Origin of the sequence: Mesorhizobium sp. M0802 (genome assembly GCF_040320115.1) — a bacterium.
Taxonomy (GTDB): Bacteria; Pseudomonadota; Alphaproteobacteria; order Rhizobiales; family Rhizobiaceae; genus Mesorhizobium.
The window spans coordinates 229300-249131 of record NZ_JAMYOY010000002.1; the positions used below are offsets into that span (position 1 = coordinate 229300).

The 19832-nt window shown below is 61.8% G+C and carries 21 protein-coding genes; 10 read left to right on the forward strand and 11 right to left on the reverse strand.

What is annotated here, in order from left to right:
• Window positions 1-38: 38 nt before the first annotated feature.
• From NKI10_RS04325 to NKI10_RS04360, 8 genes are all read right to left on the reverse strand, one after another.
• Window positions 39-1052 carry a type II secretion system F family protein gene (locus NKI10_RS04325; RefSeq protein ID WP_023703461.1) on the reverse strand — a complete coding sequence of 338 codons (1014 nt, stop codon included), beginning with the start codon at window positions 1050-1052 and terminating at the stop codon, window positions 39-41.
• 29 nt (window positions 1053-1081) lie between these two features.
• Window positions 1082-2587, reverse strand: a complete 1506-nt coding sequence (locus tag NKI10_RS04330) for a TadA family conjugal transfer-associated ATPase (RefSeq protein WP_023681981.1) — start codon at window positions 2585-2587, stop codon at window positions 1082-1084.
• A gap of 29 nt (window positions 2588-2616) precedes the next feature.
• Window positions 2617-3900 (reverse strand): CpaE/TadZ family protein, encoded by a 1284-nt coding sequence (locus NKI10_RS04335; protein WP_023681982.1) that lies wholly within the window; start codon window positions 3898-3900, stop codon window positions 2617-2619.
• A 54-nt stretch (window positions 3901-3954) separates the two neighbouring features.
• Window positions 3955-4692 (reverse strand): CpaD family pilus assembly protein, encoded by a 738-nt coding sequence (locus tag NKI10_RS04340; RefSeq protein WP_352858845.1) that lies wholly within the window; start codon window positions 4690-4692, stop codon window positions 3955-3957.
• Between the two features lie 14 nt (window positions 4693-4706).
• Entirely contained in the window at window positions 4707-6239 is a 1533-nt protein-coding gene (locus NKI10_RS04345; RefSeq protein WP_023681984.1) for a type II and III secretion system protein family protein, read from the reverse strand.
• On the reverse strand, window positions 6236-7048 hold the full coding sequence (gene cpaB / locus NKI10_RS04350; protein ID WP_023681985.1) for a Flp pilus assembly protein CpaB: 813 nt from the start codon (window positions 7046-7048) through the stop codon (window positions 6236-6238). The genes NKI10_RS04345 and cpaB overlap by 4 nt, the downstream gene beginning before the upstream one ends.
• Window positions 7049-7253: 205 nt before the next feature.
• Window positions 7254-7772: an A24 family peptidase gene (locus NKI10_RS04355; protein WP_023740760.1), complete on the reverse strand. Its 519-nt coding sequence runs from the start codon at window positions 7770-7772 to the stop codon at window positions 7254-7256.
• Between the two features lie 149 nt (window positions 7773-7921).
• Window positions 7922-8092, reverse strand: coding sequence for a Flp family type IVb pilin (locus tag NKI10_RS04360; RefSeq protein ID WP_023681987.1), 171 nt, complete (start codon window positions 8090-8092; stop codon window positions 7922-7924).
• Window positions 8093-8437: 345 nt separating this feature from the next.
• On the opposite strand from NKI10_RS04360, the gene NKI10_RS04365 reads away from it, so the two are divergent.
• The 3 genes from NKI10_RS04365 (at window position 8438) to NKI10_RS04375 (ending at window position 10294) form a co-directional block, all read left to right on the forward strand.
• The gene (locus NKI10_RS04365; RefSeq protein ID WP_023681988.1) at window positions 8438-8860 is read left to right on the forward strand and encodes a pilus assembly protein N-terminal domain-containing protein; all 423 of its coding nucleotides are present in this window, start codon (window positions 8438-8440) and stop codon (window positions 8858-8860) included.
• A 155-nt stretch (window positions 8861-9015) separates the two neighbouring features.
• Window positions 9016-9633 carry a TadE/TadG family type IV pilus assembly protein gene (locus NKI10_RS04370; RefSeq protein WP_031196259.1) on the forward strand — a complete coding sequence of 206 codons (618 nt, stop codon included), beginning with the start codon at window positions 9016-9018 and terminating at the stop codon, window positions 9631-9633.
• Between the two features lie 25 nt (window positions 9634-9658).
• Entirely contained in the window at window positions 9659-10294 is a 636-nt protein-coding gene (locus NKI10_RS04375; protein ID WP_023715314.1) for a TadE/TadG family type IV pilus assembly protein, read from the forward strand.
• Between the two features lie 25 nt (window positions 10295-10319).
• Here NKI10_RS04375 and NKI10_RS04380 read toward each other — a convergent pair whose 3' ends face one another.
• Window positions 10320-11273, reverse strand: a complete 954-nt coding sequence (locus NKI10_RS04380; RefSeq protein WP_023715313.1) for a PhnD/SsuA/transferrin family substrate-binding protein — start codon at window positions 11271-11273, stop codon at window positions 10320-10322.
• Between the two features lie 175 nt (window positions 11274-11448).
• Here NKI10_RS04380 and NKI10_RS04385 point away from each other — a divergent pair, with 175 nt between their 5' ends.
• The 4 genes from NKI10_RS04385 to rpsT all read left to right on the forward strand — a co-directional run bounded on the left by NKI10_RS04385 (window position 11449) and on the right by rpsT (window position 14810).
• Window positions 11449-12687: a phosphopentomutase gene (locus NKI10_RS04385; protein WP_023715312.1), complete on the forward strand. Its 1239-nt coding sequence runs from the start codon at window positions 11449-11451 to the stop codon at window positions 12685-12687.
• On the forward strand, window positions 12680-13570 hold the full coding sequence (mutM, locus tag NKI10_RS04390; RefSeq protein WP_023715311.1) for a bifunctional DNA-formamidopyrimidine glycosylase/DNA-(apurinic or apyrimidinic site) lyase: 891 nt from the start codon (window positions 12680-12682) through the stop codon (window positions 13568-13570). Before NKI10_RS04385 ends, mutM begins: the two co-directional genes overlap by 8 nt.
• 40 nt (window positions 13571-13610) lie before the next feature.
• Window positions 13611-14384, forward strand: coding sequence for an enoyl-CoA hydratase (locus NKI10_RS04395; RefSeq protein ID WP_352858849.1), 774 nt, complete (start codon window positions 13611-13613; stop codon window positions 14382-14384).
• A 159-nt stretch (window positions 14385-14543) separates the two neighbouring features.
• Window positions 14544-14810 carry a 30S ribosomal protein S20 gene (rpsT, locus tag NKI10_RS04400; RefSeq protein WP_023681995.1) on the forward strand — a complete coding sequence of 89 codons (267 nt, stop codon included), beginning with the start codon at window positions 14544-14546 and terminating at the stop codon, window positions 14808-14810.
• Window positions 14811-14836: 26 nt separating this feature from the next.
• Here rpsT and NKI10_RS04405 read toward each other — a convergent pair whose 3' ends face one another.
• Window positions 14837-15088 (reverse strand): hypothetical protein, encoded by a 252-nt coding sequence (locus NKI10_RS04405; RefSeq protein WP_352858851.1) that lies wholly within the window; start codon window positions 15086-15088, stop codon window positions 14837-14839.
• Window positions 15089-15657: 569 nt separating this feature from the next.
• On the opposite strand from NKI10_RS04405, the gene dnaA reads away from it, so the two are divergent.
• On the forward strand, window positions 15658-17202 hold the full coding sequence (dnaA, locus tag NKI10_RS04410; protein ID WP_352858853.1) for a chromosomal replication initiator protein DnaA: 1545 nt from the start codon (window positions 15658-15660) through the stop codon (window positions 17200-17202).
• Between the two features lie 27 nt (window positions 17203-17229).
• Here the strand turns inward: dnaA and NKI10_RS04415 are convergent, their stop codons facing one another.
• On the reverse strand, window positions 17230-17505 hold the full coding sequence (locus NKI10_RS04415; RefSeq protein ID WP_155922476.1) for a hypothetical protein: 276 nt from the start codon (window positions 17503-17505) through the stop codon (window positions 17230-17232).
• On the opposite strand from NKI10_RS04415, the gene dnaN reads away from it, so the two are divergent.
• On the forward strand, window positions 17504-18622 hold the full coding sequence (gene dnaN / locus NKI10_RS04420; RefSeq protein ID WP_023669575.1) for a DNA polymerase III subunit beta: 1119 nt from the start codon (window positions 17504-17506) through the stop codon (window positions 18620-18622). The genes NKI10_RS04415 and dnaN overlap by 2 nt on opposite strands.
• Before the next feature lie 58 nt (window positions 18623-18680).
• Window positions 18681-19826: a DNA replication/repair protein RecF gene (recF, locus tag NKI10_RS04425; protein WP_023669574.1), complete on the forward strand. Its 1146-nt coding sequence runs from the start codon at window positions 18681-18683 to the stop codon at window positions 19824-19826.
• Window positions 19827-19832: the final 6 nt, after the last annotated feature.

Genomic DNA, 19832 nt, shown 5'->3' on the forward strand with positions numbered 1-19832 from the left:
CGTTTTCAGTCTTTTCGTTCGAGCTTTCCAAGGTGGGCCTAAACTTCAAAGTTCATCATCTTGCGCATCACCAGAATGCCGATCGACATCCACACGCCGGAACAGCCAAGGATCAGATTGCCGGTGCTGGTGGTGAACAGCGGCATGATGTAGTTCGGGCTCGACAGATAGACGAGAAGGGCGACGACAATAGGCAGCGCGCCGATGATGACGGCCGACGCCTTCGCTTCCATGGACAGCGCCTGGACCTTGGCCTTCATTTTCTTGCGATCGCGAAGCACGCGCGAAAGGTTGCCTAGCGCCTCGGAGAGATTACCGCCGGCCTGTGACTGGATCTGGATAACGATTCCGAAGAAACTTGCCTCGCTGCACGGCATGGTCTCAGCCATGCGCAAGGTGGCGTCGGGGATGGACATGCCAACCTGCTGCGAATCGACGATCCGGCGGAACTCGGTCTTGACCGGCTCCGGCGATTCATTGGCGATCAGGCGAATGGCGTCGTTGAGCGGCAGGCCGGATTTGACGGCGCGCACGATGATGTCGAGGGAGTTGGGAAATTCGTTGAGGAACGCCTTGACCCGGCGCGCGCGGCGAAACGAGACGAACCAGCGCGGCAGGCCGAGCGCGCCGGCCAGAAGCGTACCCGGCAGGACAAGTAGCGGCGCGCCGGCGAGATAGGCGAGCACCGTCAGCGCGATGCCGCAAATGACGGAGTAGATATAGAAACGCTCGATCGAGACCTGCATGCCGGCCTGACGAATCTGGGCCTTCAACGGCGGCTTCTTGACGGCGAGTTCGTTGGTTTTCTGCTTTTCGTCGAGCTGTTTCAGCGTGTCCTGGACAGATTTACGCCGCTTGACCGCCTCCGCGACACGGTCGCGCGAAGCCTTGACGACCGAACGATCGGTCTCGGCGGCCTTGATCGTCTCGAGCCGCTTGCCGGCCTGCTTCTCGTTGCTCATCTTGGTGAACAGGAAGGCATAGGCGACCGCACCGGCGCTGAAGCCGGCGAGCACGATGAACGCCAGCACGGTGGTATCAATTCCGAACATCGACCTCAGTCCCCACGCCTGGATATGCGTTAGTCAGCGCGTTTCTCCATCGATTCCAGAGCATTGGCGAGGCGCTGTTCCTCGCCATAGTAGCGGGCGCGATCCCAGAAATGCGGACGGCCGATGCCGGTCGACACATGCTCGCCAAGCAGCCTTCCGTTCGAGTCCTCGCCCTTGATGTTGTAGAGCACGATGTCCTGCGTGATGATGACGTCACCTTCCATGCCGATCACCTCGGTGATGTGGGTGATGCGGCGCGAGCCGTCGCGAAGGCGTGCTGCCTGGATGATGACATCGACGGAGCCGACGACGATTTCACGCACGGTCTTCTGCGGCAGCGAATAGCCGCCCATGGCGATCATCGATTCGATACGGTTCAGGCATTCGCGCGGGCTGTTGGAGTGGATCGTTCCCATCGACCCGTCATGGCCGGTGTTCATCGCCTGCAGCAGGTCGAAAACCTCCGGTCCGCGCACTTCGCCGACGATGATGCGTTCGGGCCGCATGCGCAAGCAGTTCTTGACCAGGTCGCGCATGGTCACCTCGCCTTCGCCCTCGAGATTGGGCGGGCGGGTTTCGAGACGTACCACGTGCGGTTGCTGCAGTTGCAGTTCGGCCGAGTCCTCGCAGGTGATGACGCGTTCCTCGCGGTCGATATAGTTGGTCAAGCAGTTGAGCAGCGTCGTCTTGCCGGAGCCGGTACCGCCGGAGATGACGATGTTGCAGCGGACGCGGCCGATAATCTTGAGTATCTCGGCGCCCTGCGGCGAGATGGCGCCGAACTTGACCAGCTGATCGAGCGTCAGCTTGTCCTTCTTGAACTTGCGGATGGTGAGCGCGGTGCCGTCGATGGAGAGCGGCGGCGCGATCACGTTGACGCGAGACCCGTCAGGAAGACGGGCGTCACAGATCGGGCTCGATTCGTCGACGCGGCGGCCAACTTGGCTGACGATGCGCTGGCAGATGTTGAGCAGCTGCTGATTGTCGCGGAAGCGGATGCCGGTCTGTTCGACCTTGCCGTTGACTTCGATGTAGACGTTCTTGGAGCCGTTGACCATGATGTCGGCGATATCGTCGCGGGCGAGCAGCGGTTCCAGCGGCCCGTAGCCTAGCACATCGTTGCAGATGTCGTCGAGCAACTCTTCCTGCTCGGCGATCGACATTGCGAAATTTTTGATGGCGATGATGTCGTTGACGATATCGCGGATTTCCTCGCGCGCGCTCTCGGGATCGAGTTTCGCAAGTTGCGACAGGTCAATGGTGTCGATGAGCGCGGAGAAGACCTGGCTCTTGGTGTCGTAGTAGGTTTCGCTTTTTTCGCGCTGGATCTTTTTTGGCGGCTCCGGCGCCATCGACGGCGCCTCAACGGCACGGCGAGTTGGCGGCGTTGCCAGCGCTCCCGGCGGCGGCGCTGCCGGGGGTCGGGCAAGTACCGCCATCTCCGCAGGCGTTGCAGCAGCCGGCGCCGCTGACGCTGGCTGACGGAACTCCGGGGTGAACCGGCCGCCGTCGTCGGAGCCTCTTTTTCCAAACATGATCGACTACCAATTTCGCTTGAGAAGCGTCATTTCTTGTTACGCGAGAGCTTGCCGAGGAGGCCGCCAAGGCCTGCCTTCTTCCTGGCCTTGATTTCGCTGCGACCGGTCAGCACGTGCGCGATTTCGTTGATCATGCCGACGACCGGGCTCTTGGGATCCATCTCGCCCAGCATGCGGCCGTTGTTCGCGGCATTTCCAAACAACAACGGGTCGAAGGCGATGACCGACATCGGCGTGAGGCTGAGCGGCTCGGCGAAGTCGGAAGCGGAAATCTCGGGCCGTTTCGGCACGCCGGCCTGATTGATGATCAGTTTCGGCGGCGGATCGTTCGGGCGAAGCCGCGTCAGCATATCGACCAGATTCTTGGTGTTGCGCAGATTGGCCAATTCCGGCGTCGCAGTGATGACGATCTCGTCGGCCTTGATCAGTGTGTTCTTGGTCCAGCCCGTCCAGATATGGGGGACGTCGAGCACCAGCAGCGGCACGCTGCGCTGGGCGGTATCGATGAGTTGCGTGAAGGCATCGGGATCGAAATCATAGACACGTTCGAGGGTGGAGGGCGCGGCGAGCAGCGACAGATGTTCGGCGCACTGGGCAAGCAGACGGTCGAGATAAACCTCGTCGACGCGTTCGGGCGAAAACACGGCCTCGGCGATGCCTTGCGCAGGGTCCTGGTCGAAGTTTATGTTGGCCGTCCCGAAAGCCAGGTCGAGATCGGCGACGACCACTTCCGACTTGAACAGCGATGACATCGCCCACGCCACATTGTGGGCGATGGTCGAGGAGCCGACGCCACCCTTGGCGCCGACGAAGGCGATCGAGCGGCCGATCGGCTCGGCTTCCGGATCGACGAAGATCGACGAAACCACCGAGACAATATCGGCCATCGACACGGGCGCGATGACGTATTCGGAAATACCGAAGCGGATGAGTTCGCGGTAAAGACCGACATCGTTGTAGTGGCCGATCACCACGACTTTAGAGGAGGGATCGCAATATTCTGAAAGCTGGGCAAGCTGCTCCAGCAACTGCTTCGGTTCGCTGCGCGACTCCAGAAGGATGAGGTTCGGCGTCGGCGCGGATTGGTAGAATTCGATCGCCGTGGCGATGCCGCCCATATGCACTTTCAGATGCGCCTTGGCCATGCGGCGATCCTCGCCGGCCCGCTCCACCGGATGCGCGACACCTTCCGTCTCGCAAAATGCCTGGATGGAAATACGCGGAACCGGCCGCAGCGCCTGCATCGCGGCAATATCCAATTGCGAGCTGTCGCCGCCGTCTACGGGCGTATCGTAGGCAAGATTGCTCATTGTCATGCTCTTTTCCGTGACTTCTCTTCCGGTCTCTACGCGGGACCGGCGCTCCTAGTACGTCACTTCCGAATTGCCGAGGAACTCGTCCGAAATACCTCTGCCGCGGTAGACGTCGATCACCGCGCCGCGGTTCTCGGCGTCGATGTCGGACGACTTTCTTGGCCCGAGCAGATCGGTCGGATTGGCGAGTTGCGCGGCGAGGTTGTTTTGAGACGAGCAGCCGTAATCGGCGTAGTGCTTGTTTTCGGAGGTTTCGAGGATGTCTTCGGGCCAGCGCCCGCATTTGTCGGTCTGGGCTCTCACCGAAATATAGGAAACGCGGATAGGCGCCGACGCTTCCGGGGAAACCGACTGGTAGGAGGTCACCACGATCCGGTTTAGCTTGATGCCGCTGGCAACCGCCAGCCTTGCGAAATCGCGCGCCGCGGCAGTCGCCGCGACCTCATTAGCCGAGCCGATCGGGGTTGCGATCGTCAGCGCCGGGGCAGCGCTCTTGTCGTAACCGTCGAGGAAGCCCAGAAGCGTGTCGCGCTGCGAGCCGGTCATGCCGCGATCGCCGGCGCCGACCGGGAGGTCGAGCTTCTGGTTCTTCTCGGCAATTACGATCGGATGCGTGGTGCGATAATCATCGGGAATCGCCCCAACCGTGATGCTGTCGCGCTTGGCGCAACCGGCAAGCGAGGCGGCGATCGCGACCGCCAGGATCGGCATTGCCGATCGGCGGATCCGGCCACGGCCAGACCATGCCGTTGCGGCAATCGCCAGTACCTTTGATGCTGACTGATACATGTCCGCTTCCCCGCTTACTTGTAGATGAAGCCGACAACGCCGTGGTAGCGGCCGTTGGGCTTGTCGGTCTGCATGGTGCCGTAGACGCGGTTGACGCGGCCAAGGAACATGGCCGGACCATCGCCTGCGGCATTGAAATTGTCGTCCGGCTTAGCCAGGTCGTTGCGCGCCACCGGCCGAGCCAGATAAGGCGTGATGATGATGACCAGTTCAGTTTCATTGCGGACGAAATCGCGGCTGCGGAATAGCGTGCCGAGCACCGGGATCTTGGTCAGGCCGGGCAAGCCCGATACAGCCTGGCGGACGTCGTCGCGAACGAGGCCGGCAATCATCATCGAACCGCCCGACGGCAATTCGACGGTGGTGTCGGCAAGTCTCTTGCGGATCGACAGAAGCGTCAGGCCGGGCAAGCTGCCGCCGCCTTCCAGGGTGGTAGCACCTTCCGAGGTCGGCTCCGAAACCGATGTTCTGACCTTGAGGCTGATCCGACCCGCCGACAGCACAACGGGCTGGAACTCGAGGCCTATGCCGTATTCCAGCTTTTCGTTGGTGTAGGTGACCTGGCCGGTCTGGTTGTCGGTCGAAACGTTGTTCGTACGTGCCGTGATGAGATTGAATTCGCCGCCGACCCTGAACGTTGCCTTCTCGCCCGAAACCGCGGTGAGGGTCGGTTCTGCAAGCGTCTTCATGACGCCGCTTTGCTCCATGGCATTGATGTAGGCTTTGAGGCCACTGCCGCCCAAGTTAAAGCCTGAATTCTGCGAAAGCGGCTTTCCCAAACCGTAGTTGGGCGAGCTCAGCGCACCGTAAGCGATGCCGTCCATGCTGCCGCTGCCAACCATGTTGACGCCGAGCTGCTTCATCACCGAGCGGCTGACTTCGGCCACGGTCACCTTCAGCGTCACCTGGTCGTCGCCGATGATCTGTAGCAGGTTGACGATCTTCGAGACCCGGCGTTCGGCATCCGGGTTGTTGATGTCGACGCCGCCATTGGCATTGCCGCCGGCCGCGGTCTGCGAATACTGGCCCGTCGTCGCTTCACCTCCGGACACGAAGATGGTTGCCAGATCGACGGCGCGCTTGGCATCGAGCGGCGTATCCACCGTCCCGGTCAGGACGACGTTGTCGTTCAGCAATTCGACCTTGATCTCGGCATTCGGAAGGAAGCGCTTGAGGTAGTCTTCCAATCCGGCGACGTCGCGTTCGACGGCCAGATCCAGGCTGGCAATCTGCTCGCCATTGGGACCGAAGACGAAGATGTTGGTTTCGCCCACCGACTTGCCGAACAGATAGATGCGCCTTGCGGTGCGGGTCACCGCATCGGCGACCGCGGGATTGGCGACAAGGATGTCGTAGGCGTCGCTCGGCAGATCGATGACGACCGATTTGTTGAGGCCGAGCTTGACACGTTGCGTGGCGGTCGAGGCCGTGACCCCGACGCTCTTTCCGGCGGCCTTGGCGTCGCCGAGGCCACTTGCATGGGCTCCGAGGAAAAGCAGGCCGACGGCTGCAGCCATGGTGACCGGCAGTTTAGCGACTAACCTCATTTCCTTGCCCCTACTTCGGAAACTTCGCCCGATTTGATCAACCGCACCGTTCCGCGCCGCCCACTGCCGGAAACGAGGTAGTCGGCTTCATCGGTACCCTTTTCCTTGTTGTCGGTGATCGAGCGCAGCGCCAGCGTCAGGCGATCGGCCATCTGCTGGGCGACGGTTATGATCTCGGCCTGCTGCGGCGTCAGCTCCAGCGTCGCCGTCTGTCCGACCCTGGTCTTCTTGCCTTCCTCGTCCTCCTGGATGGTCTGATCGATCGCCAGGACGCGGATGTTCTTGAGGATGGTCTCGGTGGTGAATCCGCTGCCGCCGTTGCCGGTGTCGGATCTGCGGGTCATGATGACGTCGACAAAATCGTTGGGCAGGATGAACCCGCCTGCCGACGTGTCAGCCGAGATCGCGGTGGCGACGGCACGCATGCCGGTGGGCAGGATCGAAGACATGAAGCTTTGCCCCTCGCCGATCAGCTTGGAGCGCCGCAGCGGCTCACCGGTGTACATCGCCATGCGGGCGACGGAGCCCTTCAGTTTCTCCCGCGCTTCGGGTTCGGCGGCACGGGTGATGAAATTCGCATTGATGCCATCGGACGGCCAGGACTCCCAGCTGAGATTGTTCTCAAGTGGGCTGCCCATCGGCACGTCGCCGGAAAGCACGAGCACATCCTGCAAGGCAATGGCCGGCGCCTGCGGGGCATCGGCGACGACCTGCTGGGGCGGGACCGCCACCATATTCTTGGCGACATAACCTGCACCACCCGCCGCAGCCACCGCCACGCCCAGAATAATCAGTCGGGATGCTGGCATCTGTCCGAACCCTCGCCTTTAGGCAACCACCTAGCCAGGCCGGACTTTGCAGCGGCAATCGTCAAAACAAGGTTAATGCAATGCTTACGATCGTGATTAATTTAAGGTTTACATAAATTGGACGGACCCGTGCTCCGACGACAGAAAGGGCGACCAGCGGCCTCTTTTCAGACCGATGTCGGAGCGGCAAAGGTTGCTTGCTGCTTCAGTTCGCCAGCTTTGCCAGTGCCCAAACCATCAGGGGTGAATCCGGATAGGTCAGCAGCCCGCCAATGCCGAGTGCAATGCCGTAGGGAACGCCAGTCGTGTCGTCGGCGAAATGGCGCAGGAATACATTGTGGCTGGTGTAAATCGCCAGCGGCGATTTCCGGTAGAGAAGGATGGCGAGCGTCAGCAGTCCGCCGATGAACGTCGATATCACGAGATACTCGACAAGGTGAATGTTGAACCCCATCCAGACGGCGGTGCCGGCGAGCAGCTTGGCGTCGCCGCCACCCATGCCGCCGAGTGCAAACAGACCGAACGTCACGGCCAGCACTAGGGCGCCGGCGGCGAAATGCCAGCCATAGGTTGCCCAGTCCATGGCCGTCAGCGGCGCAACCAGCGCAAACACCGCCAGCAGCAGCACCGGTACGCGGTTGGCGATCGTCATCGACAGCATGTCGGAGATCGCGGCGAAGAGCATGCAAAAAGGAAAGATGACGAAGATCAACGCTTCGAGCATGGGCGCGACACCCTGTTGCCAACTGTGTCCAGCCTCAGCCTAGACATATATGATTAACGATCGATGAGACTGGGTTACTCAAAACCGCCCGACGCGATGAAATAAGGGCCGCCAGTCAGGCGGCCCCTATCTCTAAGGCAACCAGGGTATTACGAACCACTCACCTTACCGGCGATGGCGATGAACTTGTTGTTCAGGGCGTTGCCGAGCTGACCAGCGCCAAAAATGATGGCAAGCGCGATGAGAGCGGCGATCAGACCGTATTCGATAGCGGTCGCGCCGGATTCGTCCTTCGCGAAACGTGCGATGAGATTAGACATTCGAGAGCTCCTACTCCACGTGTTACAGCACTTCCGTCAACTTCTGTGGTGGTTGATCGGATGCTGCCAATCTACGGAGAAGCTCTTTCAATCGGCTTAATAAACAGCCTTACCGATTCCTTTCCCGCTTCGAACAGCTTGCGTGGTTAACCGTAAACTAAACGCTGGACAGTGGCTCGCCTGCCCGTGAAAAGCTGTGATTTCACGGCTATCGGCAGGACGCATTGTTATATCAGCTGGCAGCAAGATTGGAGCGAATACCCGGCGCCGGTCAAGGGTTTAACCGTTGGTTCACCAATCTCCTTCATGTTCCGTGAACAAGTTTTGCCGCTGTGGAGCGCCTTGATGACCGCCATGAAATCGTCATTCCTGCTTGTCGCGCTTCTCGCCGTCCCGGCTTTCGTGCTGCCGGCCAAGGCCGGAGCCGGCATTGAAGTGACGATGAACCAGGCCAAGATCGTCAAACTGACACGCCCCGCCGACACCATCGTCGTCGGCAATCCGGCGATCGCCGACGCCTCCGTCCAGGATGCATCGACGATCGTGCTGACGGGCAAGGGATTCGGCGTGACCAATCTGGTTGTCCTCGACCACGATGGCAGCCCGATCGTCGACGAGCAGGTGACCGTAGTGCGCCAGGACGCGTCGTCGGTGCGTATCTACAGGCGCGCCTCGGTCCAGACCATGTCCTGCACGCCCTATTGCGAAAGCTCGTACAAGAGCGACTCGGAAAAGTCGTCCGAGGCCGAGATGAGCGCTGGGCAGTAAGCGCCTCAGGTGACTTGATTGTCTGGGGGAGAGCCGCGTCGGTTAGCGGCCGGTTAACGTCGCCTGGTCGAATTTAACGGTCATTCAAACCGGAGCTAAATGGGTTCTTGATAGTGGTGCTGACGGTACCGCATCAGGATCGGCAGGAACGGGTTATGGGCGACGTTTTGGACGAGGATTCAAGACGCAAGATCTGCAAGGCCAAGGCAGGGCGCGTGACGTTTGCCCGTCGTTTCCTTGGTGATCGGCGCGGCGGCACGGCGATAGAATTCGCCATGCTTGCGTTACCGTTTGCGGCTCTCGTCTTCGCCATCCTCGAGAGCTGCATTTCATTTGCCGGACAGGAGGTGATGGCCAACATCACCGATGATATCGCCCGTCAATTGCGTACTGGCCAGTTGAGGCAAGCCGATGTGACGGAAGAGAAGCTAAAGGGTAGGGTCTGCGCCAGACTCGAGATCATTGTCGCCAAGGGTTGCCCCGGTTTGCTGGTTGATCTGCGCCCGTTCAAGACCTTTGCCGGGGCAGCCAGTGCGGGTTTCAAGATTTCCGGCTCGACCATCACGCTGACGGGCAAGGATCCGGATACAGGCAAGGACCCGGCTTTCGGGACCCCCACAATAGGTCCGGCAGAATCAAAGAACATGCTGCGGGTTTTCTACCCTTGGCCGGTCATGACCGATTTCATGGCTCAATACATGTCGAATATGGATGGCGGCAAGACGCTGCATTACGCAACGGCAACGTGGCAAAACGAGCCATTCGACAACTGAGGCACGTGTAGCAAAGGAAAAGGGCATGTTTCGTGCGGGGGCACATCCGGGGATATCGGTTATCTGGAAGAGAGCGGCGCGGTTTTGTGCCGATCGGCGGGGCATAGCGGCGGTCGAGTTTGCCCTCATCGTGCCCGTCTTGCTGATCATGTATTTCGTTACCATGGAGGCCTCGCAAGCCATCGAGGCCAGCAAGAAGGTCAGCCGCATCAGCTCCATGGTTGCCGACCTCGTCACGCAGCAAACGTCGGTGGTCAATGCAGATCTCACCGACATTATGAAAATCGGAAACTCCAGCCTTCAGCCTTATAACCGCTCAGTCGCCGATATCTTCATCACAGCAATCGACATCGAAGCCGATCCGGGCAAACCGACACCGAAGGCGAAGGTGGCGTGGTCCTGGCGCGTGCTGAATGGGGTCACGAGCCGCGACTCCAACCCGACAAGCTCCACCACTGTTCCGGCGACGCTCAACGTTGCGGGGACTTTCCTTATTCGTGTCAAAACCACTCTCAAATATGAACCGATCATCTCCTGGTCGGAAAGCGCCGAAAAGCCGCTCGGATTTATCTCGGCCTTCAACGAAGGCAAAATAACGATGAGCGAAACCTACTATCTCAGGCCGCGCCGGGCCACCTCGATCCCCTGCAGCAATTGCTGAAGCAGTTCTACCCATTCAACCCGGGTCATTGCGCGCTGCTGTCCGTGCTGCCTGACACCAGGCGCACGATGGAAGCGGCCATCGCATAGTCACTCGCAGCGGCGAGCGTGAACCCTCCCGCATGTTTCGATTCCACGAAATCGTAGACTTCCGGCGACTGCGATCGGAGATTGGTGAGGAAGACGGTCAGTCGGCGTTTGGCTTCGGGGTCGAGATCGCTGCGGACGGCGTGAGGGCCGTATCTGAGCACGCCGGAGGTCCAGATGATCTGCAGCGCGGCTTCTGGAATGCCCGCCGCCTCCAGCCGCGCCGCCGTGCCGTCCGGATCCGCCGGCTGATCGCCAGCAATCGCCGTCCGGTTTTCCGCCCTGGCCCGCTCCCAGCCGAACAAGGCATCGGCCTGGCCATCGACCAGCATCGCTTCTGCGGCGGCAGCCGAGCCGGCATGAGCGAGGAATGGCGCATCCTGGCTGATCTTGATGCCGTCGGCCGCCAGCCCGGCGAGCGGTAGAAGCGAACCGCCGACATAGTCGGAAGGCGCCATGGCGATGCGGTGCGTTTCCAGGGCCGCGAGATCGGAAAGCCTGCCGTCGCGCGTCAAAAGCACGGAGCGGATGCCCGTGGCACCGTCGGCGTCGACCGGCGCCACAAGAGGTTCGACGCAGCCGCAGCGCTCCGAGGCGGTGGCGTAGGCGGTCGCCGAATAGACCGCGTATTGAATCCGGCCATTGGCCTGCGCCTCGATCAGCGCCGCATAGTCATGCGCGACGACGAATTCCACCTTCATGCCGAGCGCCCTGCCGTAGGCGTCAGTCAGCATGGCCAGACCCGGAACCGTGTTGCCGGCGCCCGGCTCGGCAACGATGCCGATCCGAAACGTGCCGATCTGGTCGCGCCAGTCGGCGTGCGCGGCGAGCTGCGAGGCCAGCAGTGCTACGGTGGTCGCCAGTGCACTCCAACCGAGGTCAGCCCGTCTCATCGATCCATGCCCCGCACACCGTTCCTTGAAGCGCATTGCATGTCTCAAGGATGCGTACACCACGCCTGCCCGACTTCGCGACCATCGCGTCAGGCCGTTGCCGCCTGGTTTACGATTTGCCAATGCCGCGACGGGACCTTATGTCTGGTCAACCAGACTGGCAATGACGGCACCTATGTCACGCGCTTTCCTCTTCGTTCTCGATTCTTTCGGCATTGGCGGCGCCGCCGATGCCGAACGCTATGGCGACGCCGGCTCGAACACATTGGGACATATCGCGCTGGCTTGCGCGGAAGCCCGCGCCGATCGCGAGGGCCTGCGCGAGGGACCGCTGAAGGTGCCCACCATGGTTTCGCTCGGTCTCGGCCGCGCAGCAGAAACCGCAACCGGCTTCCAATTCGACAGCAAAGCCGCCGTTTCAGCCTCCGCCTTCCACGGCGCCGCGCAGGAGATTTCGAGCGGCAAGGATACGCCGTCGGGTCACTGGGAAATCGCCGGGCTGCCAGTGCGGTTCGACTGGGGCTATTTCCCCGATAAGGTGCCCGCCTTCCCTGCCGAACTGACCGAAGCGATGATCCGCGAGGGCAAGGTCCCAGGCATTCTCGGCAACTGCCATGCACCCGGCACGGAGATCATCGAGCGCTTCGGCGAGGAGCATATCCGCACCGGCCAGCCGATCTGCTACACCTCGGTCGATTCCGTCCTGCAGATAGCAGCGCACGAAGTTCATTTCGGCCTGGAGCGGCTCTACGAGTTCTGCAAGACGGTACGCCGGCTGGTCGACCCGCTGAAGATCGGACGGGTGATCGCACGGCCTTTCCTGGGCGAAACATCAGCCACGTTCGAGCGCACCTACAACCGCCATGACTACGCCGTGCCGCCGCCTGAGCCGACGCTGCTCGACCGCTTGACCGGGCGCGGCAGCCGGGTGATCGCGGTCGGCAAGATCGGCGACATCTTCGCCCACCGCGGTATCTCGGAAGTACGCAAGGCGCCCGGCAACATGGCAATGTTCGACAAGGCGCTGGGCGCGATGGACGATGCCGGCGACGGCGACCTGGTGTTCGCCAATTTCGTCGACTTCGACACCGAGTTCGGCCATCGCCGCGACGTCGCCGGCTATGCTGCGGCGCTCGAAGCCTTCGACCGCCGGCTGCCCGAGGCACTGGCAAAGCTGAAGCCGGGCGATCTGCTCATCCTCACCGCCGACCATGGCAACGATCCGACATGGCGTGGCACCGACCACACGCGCGAACGCATCCCGGTCATCGGCATCGCACCGGGTCTCACGGGCGGCGACATCGGGCTCAGGACCACCTTCGCCGATATCGGCGAGACGGTCGCCGAACACCTCAAGCTGGCGCGCGGCCGCCACGGCGCTTCCTTCCATGCGGCGATAGGCGGCCATGCCTGAACTGCCCGAGGTCGAAACGGTCCGGCGCGGCCTGCAGCCGGTTCTGGAATGCGCGCGGATCGTGCGCGTCGAGGCGCGCCGGCCCGATCTCAGATTTCCGTTTCCGGCGAAATTTGCGCAGCGGCTGACCGGCAAGACGGTCATCGCGCTTGGCCGCCGCGCCAAATATCTCACCATACACCTGGACGGTGGCCCCGTGCTGATCTGCCATCTCGGCATGTCGGGCTCGTTCCGCATCGAGGCCGCTGATGACAAAGAGACGCCCGGCACGTTCCATCAAGAGCGCTCGAAGGATGCCAAGCACGACCATGTGGTGTTCCATGTCGTGTCGCCTGTCGGCGTCCAGTCTCGCGTGGTCTTCAACGACCCGCGTCGCTTCGGCTTCATGCTGTTTGCGGAAGGCCTGGCCGACGCGCATCCGATGCTGGCGGGACTGGGCGTCGAGCCGACCGGCAATGCGCTGGAAGGCACCCTGCTCGCCTCGCTGCTGAAGGGCCGCAGATCGCCGTTGAAGGCGGCGCTGCTCGACCAGAAGCTGATTGCCGGGCTCGGCAATATCTATGTGTCGGAAGCGCTGTGGCGCGCCGGCCTGTCGCCATTGCGCGAGGCAGGCACCATCGCGGGGACCGGCAAGAAGGCCAAGGAACAGAGCGAACGACTGGCCGAGGCAATCCGTTCGGTGATCGCCGATGCGATCGCCGCCGGCGGGTCTTCGCTGCGCGACTATGTGCACACAGACGGGTCGCTGGGCTATTTCCAGCATTCCTTCGCGGTCTACGATCGCGAAGGCGAGCCCTGTCCGACGCCCGGCTGTCGCGGCCACATCGAGCGCATCGTGCAAAGCGGCCGCTCGACCTTTTATTGCCGGACCTGCCAGCGGTAAGCTAGACGGTCCTTCAGTGCCGCAACCAGGAGGCCAGCCCATGAGCTATGAAACCATCATCGTCGAGACGCGCGGCAAGGTCGGCCTGATCACGCTGAACCGGCCTAAGGCGCTCAACGCGCTGAACGCGCAGGTGCTGGCGGATTTGCTGACAGCGGCAAAGGGGTTCGACGCCGATCCCGGCATCGGCGCCATGGTCATCACCGGTTCCGAGAAGGCTTTTGCGGCGGGCGCCGACATCAAGGAAATGCAGGCCGTCACCTACGCGGAGGCCTATGTGCAGGATTTCTTCGTCGGCTGGGAAGAGTTTACCCGTGCGCGCAAGCCGATGATCGCGGCGGTCGCCGGCTATGCACTGGGCGGCGGCTGCGAACTGGCGATGATGTGCGATTTCATCATTGCCGCCGACACGGCGAAATTCGGCCAGCCCGAAATCACGCTCGGCGTCATTCCCGGCATGGGCGGGTCGCAACGGCTGACCCGCTTTGTCGGCAAGTCGAAGGCCATGGACATGTGCCTGACCGGTCGGGTGATGGATGCCGCCGAAGCCGAGCGCAGCGGCCTGGCCTCGCGCGTCGTGCCGGCCGGCGAGTTGATCGAGGAGGCGATGAAGGCCGCGGCCAGGATATCAGAGTTTTCACTGCCATCGGTGATGATGGCCAAGGAGGCAGTCAACCGCGCCTACGAGACGACGCTGGCGGAGGGACTGCGCTTCGAACGCCGGCTGTTCCACTCGCTGTTTGCGCTCGACGACCAGAAGGAAGGGATGGCAGCCTTTGCCGAGAAGCGGAAGCCGAATTTCACCAATCGCTAGAGTGGCGGCGGAGAGGACCAAAAAGAAGCCAAAGCGGCGTTGACGCGCCGGAAAAGCTGAACTATAAGCCGCTCCAACCGAGGCGGCCGTTGGCTGCCCGTTTGTTTTTTGCGCCCTGCGGCATCCCGCATGCGCCCACCAGATCAGAAGAGAGGCATCATGGCCAATACCTCCTCGGCCAAAAAGGCAACGCGCAAGATCGCCCGCCGCGCAGCGATCAACAAGAACCGCCGCTCGCGCGTGCGTACCTATGTCCGCCAGGTCGAAGAGGCACTGGCTGCCGGCGACAAGGCAGCCGCGCTGGAAGCCTTCAAGACCGCAGAGCCGGAATTGATGCGCGCCGCGACCAAGGGCGTGATCCATAAGAATACGGCATCGCGCAAGGTGTCGCGTCTGGCTCACCGCCTCAAGGTGCTGTCGGCCTGATTGACCGTTCCTGAACTGTCGTTCTTTCAAACCCGGCCAATCGCGCCGGGTTTTTTCGTTTGCCGGCAAGCACTTAAAAAGAACGGCAGCAAAGCACGCCCGAGCCGCATTCCAGAGTCTGGAATGCTTTGCCGGCACATACACTCCCACTGATATTCCAATCCGCCGAAACGGCCCACGCCAATAAATTTGGCTGTCACAAATTGCTGATGTTTTTCAACGACTTGCTGGAAGTGATCCACAGCTTGTTCACATCGCCTGTGGGCGATAGGCAGCAAGTTGGTGTCAAGCGAATTATTTCAGAAAATTTCAAACCGCACAGCCATTTTCATATTCGCGGCAAAAGGGTTTGAATCCCAATGGCTTTGTCAAAATATGCGCTTCCAGCACGGAGCCCGAACCGTTGTTCACTAACCAGATTCCTTAAAAATCCGTTAGAGGTGGCCTTGCCCTATCCACAGCGATTTCGGTAATGTCGGTCTATCGAAAGGGACGGGCCATTAGCCCTTAACCCAGCCTGAATCGGCCAGCTAACAGTGGCAGAATTCATGACGTGGATCAATTCCGCGAACGGGTATGGCTTGCCTTTTCGATACGATAGGGGACTGGCGTAATTGTACATGGCAGCTTGATGGCGCACCGGCGTTTTCGCCGGGTAGCACCGCTTTGCCCGAACATGTCAGACGGACTGGCTTTAAGCAGCCGGGACCCATCCCTTTTTGACGAGGCAACGTCATCCGCCGGCGGCGGCGGTGGTGTTGTAGCGAAGATACGGTCGCCGGAAACATGGGTGCAGGAGGCGCACTCCCGGCGGAAAAAAGGTACAAAGGAAAAGGGACGCACAATCATGCAGAGCGGCATCGAGCGGGAGCTTACGGGCGACCTGCCATTTCCCGGAACATTGGTCGGAGCGCACGATATGGCGGCTTCCAACGACGCGGAACAGAAGTTCGACCGGGTCAAGGCCCAATTGAAGGCGCGCCTGGGAACCGAGGTCTATTCGAGCTGGTTCGGCCGTATGAAGGTGGCTGAGGCTTCCCGGGGCATTGTACGCATCTCGGTGCCCACGGCCTTCCTGCGCTCGTGGATCAATGGCCATTATCTCGATCTCATCGCCGATCTGTGGAAGCACGAGGATCCCGAAATCCTCAAGATTGAGATGGTCGTGCGCACCGCGACCCGTCCGGCCCGCAATGGCGTCGAACCCGAGGTCGTGCCGGCGCGCAAGATGACCAAGCATACGCAGACCGCATTGGCGGCCGGCACGGTCGCCCCCGGCAGGATGGAGCGGGCGCCCGCCCCTCGTCCCGGCACGCCGATCGAGAGCGAATTCCGGCACAATGTGCTGGGGTCGCCGCTCGACCCGCGCTACACGTTCGGCTCCTTCATCGAAGGCCCGTCGAACCGGGTGGCTTTCGCCGCAGCCAAAGCCGTGGCGGAATCGCAGTCGAGCGCGGTGCGCTTCAACCCGCTGTTCCTTCATGCAACCGTCGGGCTCGGCAAGACGCACCTTTTGCAGGCGATTGCGGCCGAATCCCTGAAACAGAACCCGAAATCGCGCGTCGTCTATCTGACGGCCGAATATTTCATGTGGCGCTTCGCCACCGCGATCCGCGACAACAATGCGCTGACGCTGAAGGAACAGCTGCGCGACATCGACCTCTTGATCATCGACGACATGCAGTTCCTGCAGGGCAAGTCGATCCAGCACGAATTCTGCCATCTCATCAACATGCTGCTCGACAGCGCCAAGCAAGTGGTGGTTGCCGCCGACAGGCCGCCGTCGGAACTGGAATCGCTGGAACCGCGGGTGCGCTCGCGCCTCAATGGCGGTGTCGCGCTGGAAATGTCGGCGCCGGACTTCGCCATGCGCATCGGCATGCTCAAGCTGCGGCTTGCCACGGCCAAGGTCGACGATGCGTCGCTCAATATTTCGGAGGAGATCCTCAACCATGTCGCCCGTACCGTCACCGGCAGCGGGCGTGAGCTGGAAGGCGCGTTCAACCAACTGCTGTTTCGTCAGTCGTTCGAGCCGGCGATCACCATCGACCGCATCGACGAGATCCTGGGGCACATCTATCGCTCTGGCGAGCCGAAGCGGGTGCGCATCGAGGACATCCAGCGCATCGTGGCGCGCCACTACAATGTGTCGAAGACCGAGTTGCTGTCCAACCGGCGCACGCGCACCATCGTGAAGCCCAGGCAGGTCGCCATGTACCTGTCGAAGGTATTGACGCCGCGCTCGCTGCCGGAGATCGGCCGGCGGTTCGGCGGGCGCGACCACACCACGGTGCTGCATGCGGTGCGCAAGATCGAGGACCTTTCCGGCGTCGACAACACGCTGGCGCAGGAACTGGAACTGTTGCGCAGGCTGATCAACGACCAAGCCTGATCGGCGCGGCAAACGGAGCGCGCCGGGTTAGAGTATTCGGTCGTCGCGCTTTAAATTTTCTTGTTTTGATGCATGTCGTTGTCCCAAAACCGCTGCGCAGTTTTCGGCGACATGCATCGGTTGCCGGCCAACGTCCGCTTTATCCCCAGAAAGCCCGCTTAACCGGCGCGAACCGGTGGCCCGGACTTGCGTTTGCTGGCTTTTTCCTGTCAGTTTGCATAGATTCTGAGCCTGTTCAGACCTTTCGCGGGGCGCCGCCCACTGGTGACCCGTCCATTCATTCAAGCGAGCCTGTTTCGTCATGCGTGTTATCCTGGAACGGTCCAATCTCCTGAAGTCGCTCAACCACGTTCATCGCGTGGTCGAGCGGCGCAATACCATACCGATCCTGTCGAACGTGCTGCTCAGCGCCGAGGGCGCCAGCCTTGAAATGAAAGCCACCGACCTCGACCTCGAAGTGACCGAAGCGACGCCGGCAAAGGTCGAGCGCGGCGGGGCGACGACGGTTCCGGCGCACCTCCTCTACGACATCGTGCGCAAGCTGGCCGACGGCGCCGAAGTGATGCTGAAGACCGATGAGGACGGCAACGCCATGACGGTGACGTCGGGCCGCTCGAGCTTTCGCCTGCAGTGCCTGCCGCAGTCCGATTTCCCGGAGCTTTCGGCGGGGTCCTTCTCACACATCTTCCGGCTCGATTCCGTCGCCCTGAGAGGCCTGATCGAAAAGACCCAGTTCGCCATCTCCACCGAAGAGACGCGCTACTATCTCAACGGCATCTACCTGCACACGCATGAAACTGGCGGCAAGCTGAAGCTGCGTTCGGTGGCGACCGACGGTCACCGCCTGGCGCGCGCCGAGATCGACGCTCCGGCCGGGTCCGAAGGCATGCCGGGCATCATCATTCCGCGCAAGACGGTCAGCGAATTGCAGAAGCTGGTCGACGATCCCGATGTCGCGGTGACCACCGAATTGTCCGACACCAAGATCCGCTTCACCATCGGCAGCGTGGTTCTGACCTCGAAGCTGATCGACGGCACTTTCCCGGACTACCAGCGCGTCATTCCGACCGGCAACGACAAGAAGCTGATCATCGACCGCCAGAGCTTCGCCGCCGCCGTCGATCGCGTCTCGACCATTTCCTCCGAGCGCGGCCGCGCGGTGAAGCTTTCGATCACCGAAGGCCAGGTGACGCTTGCCGTCAACAATCCGGATTCGGGCAGCGCCACCGAGGAACTGGCGGCCGACTATTCGTCCGACCCGATCGAGATTGGCTTCAACGCCAAATATCTGCTCGACGTCGCTGCTCAACTCACCGGCACGGAAGCCAAGTTCATGCTGGCCGATGCCGGCTCGCCGACGCTGATCCACGACATGGCCGATGAGACCGCGCTCTACGTGCTGATGCCGATGCGGGTGTAGCCGCACTGCGGCACACTGCAGCATAGTGATTGCGGCGACTTCTATAGGCGGATAGCGGTTGCCGGAACAAAATCACATAAGTAAGCTCACACTTACGAATTTCCGCAACTATGCGGCGTTGTCGATCGGCTTTTCACCCGGCGCGGTGGTGTTTTCCGGCGACAATGGCGCCGGCAAGACCAATCTCCTGGAAGCCATCTCGCTGCTGACGCCTGGCCGCGGCCTGCGCCGGGCGCCCTATGTCGACGTGGCCCGCGAAGGCGGCGATGGCGGCTTTGCGCTGCACGCAAGGCTCGACGGGCCGGAGGGGCAGGTCGAGATCGGCACCGGCATCACCGGGGGTGAAGCGGCCGGCGAGGGCGGTCGCAAGGTGCGCATCAATGGCGCGCCGGCACGGTCGGCCGACGCCATGCTGGAATGGCTGCGCGTGGTCTGGCTGACGCCGGCCATGGACGGCCTGTTCCCGGGGCCTGCCGCGGACCGGCGACGCTTTCTCGACAGGCTGGTGCTTGCGATCGATCCCGGCCACGGCCAGCGCGCGCTCGACTATGAGAAGGCGATGCGCGGACGTAACCGATTGCTTACGGAAGGTTCGCGAGACGGCGCATGGTTCGACGCCATCGAGATGCAAATGGTCGAAACCGGCGTGGCGATTGCCGCGGCGCGCGCCGAGCTGGTGCGCCTGCTGGCCGCCATGATCGACAGGTTGCCGTCCAGCGGGCCGTTTCCGCAAGCCGACATCAGCCTCTTCGGCGACCTTGAAAGCCATGTCGCCTCAGCACCCGCTGTGGATGTCGAGCAACGCTATCGCGACGCCCTTGCCGACGGCCGCGAGCGCGACCGCGCCGCCGGACGCACGCTCGACGGCCCGCACCGTTCGGATCTACTGGTGCGCCACCGCCCCAAGGCGATGCCGGCCGAACTCTGCTCGACCGGAGAGCAGAAGGCGCTGCTGGTCGGCATCGTGTTGTCGCACGCAAGGCTGACCGGCGAGATGTCGGCGATGACGCCGATCCTGTTGCTCGACGAGATTGCCGCGCATCTCGATGCCGGCCGGCGCGCCGCGCTGTTCTCGATCCTGGAGGAGCTGAACTGCCAGGCCTTCATGACCGGAACCGACGCCGCGCTGTTTTCCAGCCTGAGGGGACGCGCGCAGTTCCTCACCGTCGACCACGGCACGGTTGGGCCAACCGAAGAGACCTGACAAGGT